Origin of the sequence: Halopseudomonas yangmingensis (assembly GCF_900114825.1) — a bacterium.
Classification (GTDB): Bacteria; Pseudomonadota; Gammaproteobacteria; order Pseudomonadales; family Pseudomonadaceae; genus Halopseudomonas; species Halopseudomonas yangmingensis.
In genome coordinates, this window is the sequence record NZ_FOUI01000004.1 from 126,307 (window position 1) to 139,536 (window position 13,230).

Annotated in this window: 17 protein-coding genes; 16 read left to right on the forward strand and 1 reads right to left on the reverse strand. The window is 60.6% G+C overall.

Translation table 11 applies throughout. The features are described from left to right. Nucleotides 1-167: 167 nt before the first annotated feature. Complete coding sequence (locus BMZ23_RS05860) at nt 168-746, reverse strand: Maf family protein (RefSeq protein ID WP_093473961.1); 579 nt, start codon at nt 744-746, stop codon at nt 168-170. Between the two features lie 208 nt (nt 747-954). Here BMZ23_RS05860 and BMZ23_RS05865 point away from each other — a divergent pair, with 208 nt between their 5' ends. The 16 genes from BMZ23_RS05865 to BMZ23_RS05940 all read left to right on the forward strand — a co-directional run bounded on the left by BMZ23_RS05865 (nt 955) and on the right by BMZ23_RS05940 (nt 13,132). Continuing rightward, entirely contained in the window at nt 955-1,386 is a 432-nt protein-coding gene (locus BMZ23_RS05865) for a YceD family protein (protein ID WP_177197231.1), read from the forward strand. Nucleotides 1,387-1,405: 19 nt separating this feature from the next. Continuing rightward, nucleotides 1,406-1,588 carry a 50S ribosomal protein L32 gene (gene rpmF, locus BMZ23_RS05870; RefSeq protein WP_093473967.1) on the forward strand — a complete coding sequence of 61 codons (183 nt, stop codon included), beginning with the start codon at nt 1,406-1,408 and terminating at the stop codon, nt 1,586-1,588. A 5-nt stretch (nt 1,589-1,593) separates the two neighbouring features. Beyond that, nucleotides 1,594-2,613, forward strand: a complete 1,020-nt coding sequence (gene plsX, locus BMZ23_RS05875; protein ID WP_093473970.1) for a phosphate acyltransferase PlsX — start codon at nt 1,594-1,596, stop codon at nt 2,611-2,613. A gap of 72 nt (nt 2,614-2,685) precedes the next feature. Continuing rightward, complete coding sequence (gene fabD / locus BMZ23_RS05880) at nt 2,686-3,639, forward strand: ACP S-malonyltransferase (RefSeq protein ID WP_093473973.1); 954 nt, start codon at nt 2,686-2,688, stop codon at nt 3,637-3,639. After that, the gene (gene fabG, locus BMZ23_RS05885; RefSeq protein WP_093473976.1) at nt 3,636-4,379 is read left to right on the forward strand and encodes a 3-oxoacyl-ACP reductase FabG; all 744 of its coding nucleotides are present in this window, start codon (nt 3,636-3,638) and stop codon (nt 4,377-4,379) included. The genes fabD and fabG overlap by 4 nt, the downstream gene beginning before the upstream one ends. Nucleotides 4,380-4,564: 185 nt before the next feature. Next, nucleotides 4,565-4,801: an acyl carrier protein gene (gene acpP / locus BMZ23_RS05890; RefSeq protein ID WP_093473979.1), complete on the forward strand. Its 237-nt coding sequence runs from the start codon at nt 4,565-4,567 to the stop codon at nt 4,799-4,801. 200 nt (nt 4,802-5,001) lie between these two features. Then, a complete protein-coding gene (gene fabF / locus BMZ23_RS05895; protein ID WP_093473982.1) occupies nt 5,002-6,240 on the forward strand; it encodes a beta-ketoacyl-ACP synthase II in 1,239 nt (412 codons plus the stop codon). Further along, the gene (pabC, locus tag BMZ23_RS05900) at nt 6,237-7,067 is read left to right on the forward strand and encodes an aminodeoxychorismate lyase (RefSeq protein WP_245748135.1); all 831 of its coding nucleotides are present in this window, start codon (nt 6,237-6,239) and stop codon (nt 7,065-7,067) included. The genes fabF and pabC overlap by 4 nt, the downstream gene beginning before the upstream one ends. Then, nucleotides 7,064-8,131: an endolytic transglycosylase MltG gene (gene mltG / locus BMZ23_RS05905; RefSeq protein ID WP_245748136.1), complete on the forward strand. Its 1,068-nt coding sequence runs from the start codon at nt 7,064-7,066 to the stop codon at nt 8,129-8,131. The genes pabC and mltG overlap by 4 nt, the downstream gene beginning before the upstream one ends. Next, nucleotides 8,128-8,760 (forward strand): dTMP kinase, encoded by a 633-nt coding sequence (tmk, locus tag BMZ23_RS05910; RefSeq protein WP_093473985.1) that lies wholly within the window; start codon nt 8,128-8,130, stop codon nt 8,758-8,760. The genes mltG and tmk overlap by 4 nt, the downstream gene beginning before the upstream one ends. After that, on the forward strand, nt 8,753-9,742 hold the full coding sequence (locus tag BMZ23_RS05915; RefSeq protein WP_093473988.1) for a DNA polymerase III subunit delta': 990 nt from the start codon (nt 8,753-8,755) through the stop codon (nt 9,740-9,742). Before tmk ends, BMZ23_RS05915 begins: the two co-directional genes overlap by 8 nt. Nucleotides 9,743-9,777: 35 nt before the next feature. Then, the gene (locus BMZ23_RS05920; protein WP_093473991.1) at nt 9,778-10,131 is read left to right on the forward strand and encodes a PilZ domain-containing protein; all 354 of its coding nucleotides are present in this window, start codon (nt 9,778-9,780) and stop codon (nt 10,129-10,131) included. Nucleotides 10,132-10,185: 54 nt separating this feature from the next. Then, nucleotides 10,186-10,965 carry a TatD family hydrolase gene (locus BMZ23_RS05925; protein ID WP_093473994.1) on the forward strand — a complete coding sequence of 260 codons (780 nt, stop codon included), beginning with the start codon at nt 10,186-10,188 and terminating at the stop codon, nt 10,963-10,965. Between the two features lie 111 nt (nt 10,966-11,076). Next, the gene (mog, locus tag BMZ23_RS05930; RefSeq protein WP_093473996.1) at nt 11,077-11,616 is read left to right on the forward strand and encodes a molybdopterin adenylyltransferase; all 540 of its coding nucleotides are present in this window, start codon (nt 11,077-11,079) and stop codon (nt 11,614-11,616) included. A gap of 10 nt (nt 11,617-11,626) precedes the next feature. Next, nucleotides 11,627-12,616, forward strand: a complete 990-nt coding sequence (locus tag BMZ23_RS05935; protein ID WP_093473999.1) for an Lnb N-terminal periplasmic domain-containing protein — start codon at nt 11,627-11,629, stop codon at nt 12,614-12,616. Nucleotides 12,617-12,793: 177 nt separating this feature from the next. Beyond that, entirely contained in the window at nt 12,794-13,132 is a 339-nt protein-coding gene (locus BMZ23_RS05940; RefSeq protein WP_093474002.1) for a YkvA family protein, read from the forward strand. Nucleotides 13,133-13,230 lie beyond the last annotated feature (98 nt).

Sequence of the window (13,230 nt, forward strand, 5' to 3'; positions counted from 1 at the left end):
TTTGCTCGCTCGGATTGATGCGGCTCGATTGCTGGTAGTCAGTGCTGGACCGTGCCCGGCCAGGGATGGCTGGGCGCGAGCCTACAGGGATGTACTTGCGGCGTGTCCAGCACTGACTGCCAGCAATGGAGCTTGCACGGAACACGGAAGATGAGTGCGTTGATCGATCACGGGATAATAACCCCTTCCTCTGCCAGCATATCGCACAGGGCAATCAGCGGCAGGCCGATCAGGCTGTTCGGGTCGCGGCCCTCAAGGGCGCTGAACAGGCTGATGCCCAGTCCCTCGACGCGGAAACTGCCGGCGCAGTCCCAGGGTTGCTCCAGCGCTATATAGCGACGGATGCGCGCATCATCCAGTTCGCGGAAATGCACATGGAACGGCTCGCAATGGCGTTGCAGGCGCCCGCTGGCGGTATTCAGCAGCACCAGCGCGGTATAAAAGCTGATGCGCCGTCCGCTGCAGCGGCGCAGTTGCTCGAAGGCGCCCTCGGCTGTGCCCGGTTTGCTGACCGGCTGGCCGTCAAGCAGCAGTACCTGATCCGAGCCTATGATCAGGTGGTTCGGATACTCCGCTGCCAGCGCGAGGGCCTTGCCTTCTGCCAGGCGCAGGCACAATTGCTCGGGGTTTTCTCCCGCCAGCGGACTTTCATCGATGTCCGGGCTGGCGCACTCGAAGGGGACGCGCAGGCGTTCAAGTAACTGGCGGCGCCAGGGTGAGGAAGAAGCGAGCAGCAGGGCAGGCATGACTGACTCCGTGAGCAGGTGGAGCCGCATTTTAGCCATGCTGGCTACTGGTGCAGCAAGCCGGATTTGACCTGCAAATTGTTTTGACAGACGGGGTCTGTATCCCTAGAATTGCGCGCTTATGTCCGGACCCATACCTGCACACGTAGAACCTCGCAAGCTGACTGATCGCGCCGTCGCCTTTAATGGGCAGCTCGACAGTCGCCTGATGCCGCGTCTGAGCGCTCTGTTGCATGAGCCGGCAGGCTTGGCCGAGGTTCAATTGCAGTTCGAGCGTGACGAACAAGGTGTTCGGCTCATGCGGGGACACTACCGCCTTGATGTAACGCTGATCTGTCAGCGTTGCCTGGAGTCGGTAACATTGCCACTCGACAGCCGTTGCGTGGTTGGGTTCGTGGATAGTGACGAGGCTGCCCGACAGCTGCCCCGTTCCTATGAACCGGTGATTGTGGATGATGAGACGCTTGATCTGCATGCGCTGATCGAGGATGAACTGTTGCTGGCACTGCCGGCCGTCCCCATGCATCCCGATGAACACTGTCAGCATCCGTCGGGCTTCCAGCCCGACCCTGATGATTCGGACAAGGCTGAGAAGCCCAATCCCTTCAGTGTGCTGGCAACTTTGAAACGCGATATCTAAAGCTCAGGAGCTTACCGTCATGGCTGTACAGCAGAACAAAAAGTCTCGTTCCGCACGCGGCATGCGTCGTTCGCACGACGCTCTTACTGCACCCGCTCTGTCCGTGGACAACGCCACTGGCGAGACCCATCTCCGTCACCACGTGTCTCCGGATGGCTTCTACCGCGGCCGTCAGGTGGTCAGCAAGGGCAACGACGAATAACACCCTTGTCCACGTCAGTCTGCATAGCGATTGATGTGATGGGCGGGGACCACGGTCCCCGCTGCGTTGTTCCCGCCGCCGCCGATGCCCTGCGGCGTAATCCCGATCTGCATTTGCTGCTGGTCGGTCTGCGTCAGCCCCTGCTTGACGAAGTCGAGCGCCATGCGCTGCCTGCTGATCGCGTTACCCTGCATTTCTGCACCGAAACCATTGAAGCTGATGACTCGCCCGCCAGCATGCTGCGCGGCAAGCGTGATGCGTCCATGCGCGTAGCCCTTGAGTTACTGCGCGACGGGGCGGCTGACGGCTGCCTGAGTGCCGGCAATACCGGGGCGCTGATGGTGCTGTCGAGATCGCTGCTGGGCATGCTGGAGGGTGTCGAGCGCCCGGCGATCATGGCGGCCTTGCCGGTCGCGGGCAAGCCCTGCCATGTGCTGGATCTGGGTGCGAATGTCGACTGCTCGGCGCGTCAGCTATTCGAGTTTGCCCTGATGGGCTCGGTGGCGGTGTCGGAAATGTACGGACTGCCGTCGCCGCGCATTGGCTTGCTGAATATCGGCCATGAGCTGAACAAGGGCGGACAGCAGGTGCGTGAGGTGTCCGAGTTGCTGCGCCAGTGTGCATCCCTCAACTATATCGGTCATGTTGAAGGGGACGGCTTGTTCCGTGACCAGGCCGATGTGGTGGTATGTGACGGCTTCGTGGGTAACGTGGTACTCAAGGCTAGCGAAGGGCTGGCGGTCTATTTGCAGCAGGAGATTCGTCAGGCCTTGGCCAACAGCCTGTTGCTGCGCTGTATGGCGCCACTGCTGCGCCGGGCTCTGCGCCCGGTTACCCAGCGACACGATCCGACTGCCTATAATGGTGCCAGTCTGCTCGGGTTGCCCAAGGTGGTGGTAAAGAGTCACGGCGCAGCCGGTGAACAGGCCTTTGCTGCGGCCATTGATTACACCGTGCGCGCCTGCCAGGCCGGTTTGCCGCAACGGATTGCCGGGCGTGTGGCGCAGGTCGACCGGTCACTGTGACCCGCTGCGGCTGCCGGCCATCCAAAACCGAAAGCTCGATACCAACAACATATCCGCAACGAGGAATACCGCATGTCCCAAAGCCTCGCTTTCGTCTTTCCCGGTCAGGGTTCACAGTCAATCGGCATGCTTGCCGATCTGGCCAGCGAGCATCAACTGATCGTTGATACCTTCAGCGAAGCCTCTGACGCGCTTGGCTACGACCTGTGGCAACTGGTCAGCCAGGGGTCTGAATCCGACCTGAATCGCACCGACATTACCCAGCCAGCCATTCTGGCGGCTTCGATTGCCCTGTGGCGCCTGTGGTGTGCGCAGAGCAACCTGCGTCCGGCCTGGGTGGCTGGTCACAGTCTGGGTGAGTACTCGGCGCTGGTGGCTGCCGGTGTGCTGGAGTTTGCCGACGCAGTGAAGCTGGTGCGCCGGCGCGGCGAGCTGATGCAGCAGGCGGTTCCCCAGGGAGAGGGTGGCATGGCGGCGATTCTTGGTCTTGAGGATCAGCAGATCATTGATCTGTGCGCCAGCGCTGCCGCCGGGCAAGTGGTCAGTGCGGTGAACTTCAATGCCCCCGGCCAGGTAGTGATCGCCGGTCACGCAGCTGCAGTCGAGCGCGCCATCGAGGCCTGCAAGCAGGCCGGCGCCAAGCGGGCCTTGCCGTTGCCGGTGAGCGTGCCCTCACACTGCGCACTGATGCGTCCGGCCGCCGAACAGCTGGCCGAGGATTTTGCCGCCATCCAGTGGCGTGAACCGCAATGTACTCTGGTGCAGAATGTCACTGCGCGCCCGGCGGCCAGCCTGGCCGAGTTGCGTGACAATTTGGTGCAGCAGCTGTTCAGCCCGGTACGCTGGGTTGAAACTATCGAATACCTGGCTGCCCAGGGCGTTGCCGATCTGGTCGAGTGTGGCCCGGGCAAGGTGTTGGCTGGTCTGAACAAGCGTTGCGCCAAGGCGCTGAACAATCATGTGCTGGAAACGCCAGCGGGTTTTGCCGCTGCGCGTGAACAGCTGGAGCAGGGAGACAAGGCATGAGTATCGCAGGCAAGGTAGCACTGGTAACCGGTGCCAGTCGTGGCATAGGCAAGGCGATTGCCCGCGCGCTGGCCGAGCAGGGCGTCATTGTGGTGGGCACCGCCACCACTGACGCCGGCGCAGCCGCTATTGGCGAAGCACTCAAGGCGGCGGGCTATCAGGGCACTGGTATGCAGCTGGACGTGCGTGACGGCGCTTCGGTTGCCGGTGTGCTGGATGACATTATCGCGGCATACGGAGCGCCGGAGATTCTGGTCAACAACGCCGGCATCACCAAAGATAATCTGCTGATGCGCATGAAGGATGACGAGTGGGAGGATGTGCTGAACACCAACCTCGGCTCGGTCTACCGGCTGTCCAAGGCGGTGCTGCGTGGCATGACCAAGGCGCGCTGGGGTCGTATCATCAATATCAGCTCGGTAGTCGCCGGCATGGGCAACGGTGGCCAATCCAACTATGCGGCAGCCAAGGCTGGCATGGAAGGCTTTACCCGCGCACTGGCGCGTGAGGTGGGTTCGCGCTCGATTACTGTCAACTCGGTGGCGCCCGGTTTTATCGACACCGACATGACCAAGGTGCTCAGTGACGCTCAGCGTGAGGCCATGCTGACGGGCATTCCGCTGGGTCGTTTGGGTCAGGCGGAAGAGATCGCTGCCACCGTAGCTTTTTTGGCCAGTGAGCCGGCCGGATACATCACCGGGGCGACTATTCCGGTGAATGGTGGTATGTTCATGGGCTGAATGACCGGGCAGTCAGCACCGGCAGGGTGCTGGAGCCCGTGCCTGAGCCTGTTTGTTCGATCGAAGCCCCTCGGGCTCCGGTCTGGGTGATAAGAACGCTTTTGCGCTTGAAAAACTGCGAAACGTTTCTATAAACTAGCGGCAGTCCGGCTTCTCGGAACTGCAAATAGGAGTGAGAACAAGGTATGAGTACCATCGAAGAACGCGTCAAGAAAATCGTTGCCGAGCAGCTCGGTGTCAAAGAAGAAGAAGTGACCAACAGCGCTTCTTTCGTTGATGATCTTGGCGCTGACTCCCTCGACACCGTCGAGCTGGTCATGGCTCTCGAAGAAGAGTTCGAGACCGAGATCCCGGACGAGGAAGCCGAGAAGATCACTACCGTTCAGGAAGCTATCGACTACGTCAAGAACCACCAGAAGTAATACCTGGTTCGGTAGTCGTAAAAACCGCAGCAACCGCAAGGGGCTGCGGTTTTTTGTTGCCCGATGTATGGGTGGCTACGGCGGACCGCTATCATCTGTTGCCGATCAGCTGCTTTATGCGGACAATAGCGGCACTCGAATAACGGCGGGGCGAGCCACTCTGGCCCCGGGGTTCCGACTTTGACAACAAGGAGTCTCCTGTGTCGCGCAGACGCGTGGTGGTAACCGGCCTGGGCATGCTCTCGCCATTGGGCAACAGTGTTGAGGAGAGCTGGCAGGCAGCATTGGCCGGCAAGAGCGGCATTGCTCCCATCGAACACATGGATGTCAGTGCCTACGGTACCCGCTTTGGCGGATCGGTACGCCATTTGGATATCGAGCTTTATATGCCGCCGAAAGAGGCGCGCAAGCTCGATCTGTTTATCCAGTACGGTATCGCTGCCTGTGTGCAGGCGATTCGTGACAGCGGACTGGACATTACCGATGCCAACCGCGATCGCATCGGGGTCTCGATGGGCTCCGGAATCGGCGGCCTGACCAATATCGAGAAGAATTGCGAGCTGCTGCTCAACAGTGGCCCCAGACGTATTTCGCCGTTCTTTGTGCCCGGGTCCATCATCAACATGGTATCGGGCTACCTGTCTATCCAGTACGGCTTGCAGGGCCCGAATTACGCTATCACTACCGCCTGTACCACGGGTACCCACAGCATCGGCATGGCGGCGCGCAACATTGCCTACGGCGAGGCTGATGTGATGATTGCCGGTGGCTCGGAGATGGCTACTTGCGGTCTGGGTCTGGGCGGTTTTGGTGCTGCTCGGGCACTTTCCACCCGCAACGAGGATCCGCAGGCCGCTAGTCGCCCCTGGGACCGTGACCGTGATGGCTTCGTGCTGTCTGACGGTGCCGGCGCGATGGTGCTGGAGGACTATGATCACGCCAGGGCACGCGGTGCGCATATTCATGCCGAGGTGATCGGTTTTGGCATGAGTGGTGATGCCTTCCATATGACCGCACCGCCGGAAGACGGTCGTGGCGGTGCCCAGTGCATGCGCAATGCTCTGCGGGATGCCGGTGTGACCCCTGAGCAGGTCGGTTATATCAACGCCCACGGCACCTCGACAGCCGCCGGTGATATTGCCGAGACCATGGCGGTCAAATCGGTATTCGGCGCACATGCAGGCGCCTTGGCCATCAGTTCGACCAAGTCGATGACCGGCCACCTGCTCGGTGCTGCTGGAGCGGTTGAGGCGATTTTCAGTGTGCTGGCGCTGCGCGATCAGGTCGCGCCGCCGACCATCAACCTGGATAACCCCAGTGACGGTTGCGACCTTGATTATGTAGCCCATCAGGCCCAGGCACGGTCGCTGGATGTGGTGCTGTCGAACTCCTTCGGGTTTGGCGGCACCAATGGCACACTGGTATTCCGGCGTCTGTGAGTAATACAGCCCTGGCCTGGGTCGACGGACAGGCGGCAGACAGTCTGCCGCTGACTGACCGTGGTCTGGCCTATGGTGATGGGTTGTTCGAGACCCTGCGTGTGCAGCGCGCGCAAATCCCGCTGTGGTCACTGCATTTGCAGCGTCTGCAGCGCGGGGCCGAGCGGCTGCGCCTGCCGCTGGATGTGCAACGATTGCAACAGGAGCTGCAGGGCTTTATCGCTGCCAGTGGGGCTGGCGAAGCCGTGATCAAGTTGCTAGTGACCCGTGGCAGTGGGCAACGTGGTTATGCAATCCCTGTCGATGCGCGCTGTCGGCATCTGCTGCAGCTGTCAGCCTTGCCAGACTGGCCTGCCAGTCATGCCATCGAGGGTATTGAACTGTTTCCCTGCCGAACCCGCCTGTCGCGCCAGCCACTGCTGGCCGGACTCAAGCACCTGAACCGCCTGGAACAGGTACTGGCGCGCAGTGAGTGGACCGATACCCGCTATGCCGAAGGCCTGCTGCGTGATACCCGTGGCGAAGTGATCGAGGGCACTCTGAGCAACCTGTTTGCCTTGATTGATGGCTGCTGGGTGACGCCGGATTTGCGTAATTGCGGTGTGCGCGGGGTAATGCGCGACTGGCTGATCGATTGGCTGCAGCAACAGGGTCAGGTGGTGCAGCAGCGGCCGCTGGCCCTCACACAGCTGTCGCAGGCCGACGAGCTGTTCTGTTGCAACAGCCTGTTTGGCATCTGGCCGGTGCGTGCGCTGGAGCGTCAACGCTGGCCAGTGGGGTCGCAGACGCGCCGTCTGCAAGGCGTCGCAGCACAGGTATTTATGTGAAAAAGTTAATTAAGTTCCTTTTTTTACTTGTTGTTTTTACTACGATTATTGCAGCAGGCGTTGCCCTGTGGGGCTATCAGGTGTTGCAGCAGACCCTGCATCAGCCGTTGCAGATTGAAGAGCCAGTGACCCTGGATGTGGTGCCGGGCACCAGTCCGGCCCGGCTGTTTGCCGACCTGCAGCAGCGCCAGTGGCTTGAGCGCGGGCAATTGCTGCGTCGCTATTGGCAATGGCAGACCCCCGAGGCGGTCCTGCAGGTCGGTGAATACCCGCTACAGCCTGGTGACAGCGCGCAGGATTTATTGGTTCGCCTGCAACGTGGCGAGGTGGTGCAGCGCACTGTGACGCTGGTCGAGGGCTGGACCTTTCGCCAGTTCCGCGCCGCGCTGGCGCGTGCCGAGCGGCTGGGCCAGACCCTGCCAACTGAGATGACCGATGCCGAGACAATGGCGGCACTGGGCCTGGAGGGGCATCCCGAGGGCTGGTTCTTTCCGGATACCTACCAATACAGCCTTGGCATGACTGACCGCGACATCCTGTTGCGCGCCCACAGGCGCATGCAGCAAGTGCTGGAGCAGGCCTGGGCCCAGCGTGCCGAGGACCTGCCGATCAAGTCGCCCTACGAGGCGCTGATTCTTGCCTCGATTATCGAGCGGGAAACCGGCGTGCCGCATGAGCGCGGCGAAATAGCCGGGGTATTCAGCCGGCGACTGAAGATCGGCATGCGCCTGCAGACCGATCCGACGGTCATCTATGGCATGGGTGACAGCTATCAGGGGCGCATCCGCCGCGCCGACCTGCGTCAGCCAACACCCTATAACACCTATGTGATCGACGGGCTGCCGCCCACGCCGATAGCCATGCCGGGCCGCGAAGCGATTGAGGCGGCGGTCAGTCCCGAGCCTGGCAGCAGTCTGTATTTCGTTGCCCGCGGTGATGGCAGCCATACTTTTTCCGACAACCTGCGCGACCACAATCGGGCCGTGCGCAAGTACCAGATCGAGCAGCGGGCGGAAAATTATCGCTCCAGCCCGCCGCCGACGCCCAGGGAGAATGCCCGGTGAGTGGACTGTTCATCTGTTTTGAGGGACCAGAAGGCGCCGGCAAGTCGACCAACTTGCAGTATCTGGCGGCGGCGCTGCGCAGTGCCGGCTGTGAACCGCTGCTGACCCGCGAGCCGGGGGGCACGCCAGTCGCCGAGGAAATCCGCGAGTTGCTGCTGCGCCAGCACAGCGAGCCGATGGCCAGCGATACCGAATTGCTGCTGATGTTTGCCGCCCGCGCCCAGCATGTGCACCGGCTGATCCGTCCGGCACTGGCGCGTGGGCAGGTAGTGATCAGTGACCGCTTTACCGATGCCACCTATGCCTATCAGGGCGGTGGGCGCGGTATTGACCTGCAGCGCATTGCCGACCTGGAAACCTGGGTGCAGGGCAGTCTGCGGCCGGATTTGGTGCTGCTGTTTGATGTGCCGGTGGACGTTGGGCTGGCGCGCGCGCGCGCGCGCAGCACACCGGACCGATTTGAGCAGGAGCAGGAAACCTTCTTCCGGGCGGTACGTGACTGCTATCTGCAGCGCGCGGCCGCCGACCCGCAGCGTTACCGGGTGATTGATGCCAGTGGCGACCTGCAGCAGGTACAGCAGGCGCTGGCTCCCGTGGTGGCGGAGATTCTGGAGCGCTGGCATGCATGAGCCGGCGCTGCTGCCCTGGCATGCCGATGCCTGGGGCCAGCTGGTGGGCATGTCCAACCTGCCGCATGCTTTTTTACTGGTTGGTCCTGCCGGTATCGGCAAGCGTGCCTTCGCCGCCCGTCTGGCAGCCTGGTTGTTGTGCCTTCAGCCGCGTGACGGTCAGGCCTGTGGCAGTTGTCGCAGCTGTCTGTTGCGCGAAGCCGGCAGCCATCCTGATCTGTTTCAGGTTGGCCCAGAGGAGGAGGGCAAGCAGATTCGCATCGAGCGCATCCGCAACCTGATCGATTTTATCAACCAGACCGCACAGCAGGGCGGGCGCAAGGTGGTATTGCTGGATCCGGCCGATGCGATGAACCAGAACGCTTCCAATGCCCTGCTGAAAACCCTTGAGGAACCGGCGCAGGACACCTTTTTGTTGCTGGTTAGTGACCAGCCAGGTCTGTTGCTGCCTACAGTGCGTAGTCGCTGTCGGCATCTGTCATTGTCGGGGCCCGATGCCACCAGTGCCCTTGACTGGCTGCGTGAGAGTTTGTCGGGGCTGCCAGACGATCAGCTGGCGCTGCTACTGGCATTGGCCGGTGGTGCGCCGCTGCGTGCCCTGCAGCTGCATGAGCAGGCGGTGCTCGAACACCTGGAGCGCGTAGTCACCGGCATCAAGCAATTGCTCAAGGATCAGGTGTCTGTGTCGGTATTGGCTGACCGGCTGAAGTCTGTGCCGCTGCTGTTGCTGGTCGACTGGTTGCACGACTGGACGCTGACCCTGCAGAAACTGAAACTGGGGCTGCCTGCCGAGTGTGCAGTCGCCGACATGCAGCCTGTTCTTGGCTACATGGCGCGTCACGCAGCGGCTGCAGAACTGCAAGCGTGGCAAGATTGGCTGTTGCAGCATCGCCGCATGCTGTTGACCAAGGCCAATCTGAACCAGACGCTATTGCTGGAAAGCCTGTGGCTGCACTGGAAACGATTGGGTAAAAGGCGTTAATCTGCACGCGCAGGCAACAACAAGGAACACAGGCCATGAGCAATGCGATGCCGGGACCGCGCAGCGGTATCCTGTCACTCACCATCAAGGACAAGTCGGTGCTGTATGCCGCCTATATGCCGTTCGTCAAGCATGGCGGATTATTCATTCCGACCAACAAGAGCTACCGGCTTGGCGATGAAGTGTTCATGCTGCTCAATCTGATGGAAGAACCCGAGAAGATTCCAGTGGCCGGCAAGGTTATCTGGATTACCCCCAAGGGTGCCCAGGGTAATCGTGCTGCCGGTATCGGTGTACAGTTCAGCGATCAGGACAATACGGCACGCAGCAAGATTGAAACCTATCTGGCCGGTGCTCTGAAGTCGGATCGCCCAACCCATACCATGTAATATTTCGCCCCGGCAGCGCCGCACTGACCGAGGCGGCATTGCCCGCGAGAGACCATGCTCACCGACTCCCACTGCCACCTTGACCGACTCGACCTGGGCGCCCATGGCGGCTCGCTGGATGCTGCCCTGGATGCTGCCCGCAGCCGTGGCGTGTCGCGCTTCCTGTGTATTGGCGTGGATACCGCGAATGCCAGCGAGGTCAAGGCGCTGGCCGAGCGCTATGCCGATGTCTGGTGCAGTGTCGGCATTCATCCGCTGGACCTGACCCGAGAGCAGGCGCCTGACGCCAATTGGCTGAAGAGCCAGCTGGCACATCCGCGGGTGGTCGGTATCGGTGAAACCGGGCTTGACTACTACTACCAGCCGGAAATGGCAGAGCAACAGCGTGCCTCCTTCGCCATGCACCTGCAGGTGGCTGCCGAGACGGGTTTGCCGGTGATCATCCATACCCGTGATGCCAGGGAAGATACCCTGAGCATGCTGCGCGAGGCCGATCTGCCCCAGGCAGGGGTGTTGCATTGCTTCACCGAGGACTGGGACATGGCCCGTAGGGCGCTGGATATGGGCTACTACATCTCGCTGTCGGGTATTGTCACCTTTCGCAATGCAGATGCCCTGCGCGAGGTGGCGCGCCAGGTTCCCGCTGATCGCCTGCTGGTGGAAACCGATGCGCCCTACCTGGCCCCTGTGCCGCATCGCGGCAAGCCCAACGAACCGGCCTTTGTGGTTGAAGTGGCGCGATTTCTGGCCGAGCTGCGAGGAGTCGAGCCCGAACAACTGGCCAGTGAAACCAGTCAAAACTTTCTGCGTCTGTTTCCTCGTGCCGCAGCCTGAGTACGGGTACCCCGTCAGGATGACCGACGCACGGCCGTGTGTTTGCTAGAATCTGACAGCCGCATCTTCGGGATGCGGCTGTCAGATCAATCAATCAGGAAATCCAATTGCATGAATACAGCGTCCAGTGCGCGCATAGGCGTAGTCACCGTCAGCGACAGAGCCAGTGCCGGCGTCTACGAGGACATCTCAGGGCAAAGTATCATTGCCACCCTGAAGGATTACCTGAGTAGCGAATGGGAAGCGGTTTACCGGGTGATCCCTGACGAGCGCGAGCAGATCGAGCAAACCCTGCGCGAGCTGGCTGACCAGGATGGCTGCTGCCTGATTGTTACCACCGGAGGTACCGGTCCGGCCGAGCGTGATGTCACCCCGGAGGCCACCGAAGCTGTCTGCGATCGCATGATGCCGGGCTTTGGCGAGCTGATGCGCAGTGAGTCCCTGAAGTACGTACCCACGGCCATTCTGTCGCGGCAGACCGCCGGACTGCGCAAAAAATGCCTGATTATCAACCTGCCGGGCAAACCTAAAGCCATTCGTCAGTGTCTGGATGCTGTCTTTCCTGCTGTACCTTATTGTATAGATCTGATGGACGGCCCTTACCTTGAATGCAATCCGGACGTGATTCAGCCCTTCAGGCCGAAAACCTGAGCCGGGGCCGATGATCTTTCTCGCCAGCCTGTTGCTCAGCCTGTGCATACTGCCAATGGCGGTATGGGGAGGCTTTGCCCTTGGTCATCGGCTACCCATGCCTCAGGCACCGCGTATGCTGGCTGCACTGTTGTGGATGCTGTTTCATGGCGTGTTGCTGGAGCGTCTTTGGGGGGGGTATTGGTTCGCGGCTTTACTGTTATGGCTCCCGGCGGTGCTGGTCTTGATGCTGTGGTGGCGCAGCATTCGCCCGCTGGGCAATCTGGACTGGGCCGACGAGTTGCAGCATATAAGCACCGGCGAGATCGACGGAGATCGCCTGCAGATCCACAATCTGCGCAACTTCGATTGGCACACCGAGCAGGACTACGAGGTGCGCTGGGAAAGTCGCGAGTACGATCTAAGTCAACTGGTCGGCGTGGATATGCTGTTGTCACGCTGGGGGCGACCTGGCATCGCTCATGTGCTTGTGTCTTTCGGTTTTACCGATGGTCGGCATTTGGCATTTACCGTCGAAGTGCGCCGCCAGCGAGGGGAGAAATTCTCCGAGATAGGCGGCTTCTTCAAACAGTTTGAATTGTGCATTCTCGCCTGTGACGAGCGTGATGCGGTGCGCCTGCGTACCAACGTTCGCGGCGAGGACGTCAGCCTTTATCGTGTCAGGCTTAAACCGCCGGCTTGCAGGCAATTGCTGATGGCCTTTATTGAGGCCGGTAACCAGTTGGATCGCCAGCCGCGCTTCTACAATACAGTCACGGCCAATTGCACCACGCTGGTGTTCAACATGATGCGCAGGATTTTTCCCCGTCTGCCGCTGGATTTTCGGTTGTTGCTTACAGGTCACCTGCCTTCGTATGTCGAGTCGGTTGGTGGCCTGATACCCGGTTACAGCCTTGACAGTCTCAACCGCCTTGGCCAGATAACCGCACGGGCCCACAAGGCAGATCGTGACCCTCAATTTTCCCGCTACATCCGTGAAGGGGTGCCCGGCTGGGATTGATGTCTGCCTAACCCTCACGGGTGATGAAAGTGTGACTCATTTCACAGTCAAATGGTCTATGCATTGAAAGCAGCAAGGCTGGCTACACACTGCCTCCCTATTTGTTGCCGGCAAGCCGGTGGCTGTCACGGTATCGACAGTCAGCATTCCGTTTGCGACTTTTCAGAGGGTAAACCCATGGGCAATAGCCAATACGCACGACATTTCAGCGACCAGGGCTTCTGGAACACCCTGAGCCGTTACGCAGGCAAGGCTGGAAGGGAAGTGGTGGAAAAGGCCCTGTGGCTGTTCTACGCTGCACGTGATCCGCGCACACCCGTCTGGGCACGTAATACCATTTACGGTGCCCTTGGTTATTTCATTCTGCCGCTGGATGCGGTGCCGGATATGTTGCCCATTGTTGGCTACAGTGATGATCTGGCGGTGATGGCGGCCGCACTGCTGGCGGTTTCCCGTTACATTGACGAACCGGTTCGTCAGCGCGCACGCACCACTGTTGGCAACTGGTTCGGTTAATTCAGACCTGCAGGGCAAAAAGCTGCGGTGCCGGTGTACGATTGGATTGACTGATGTCAGAATGATGGTTTTTCTCGGTGCGCCTGATATCGCATCAG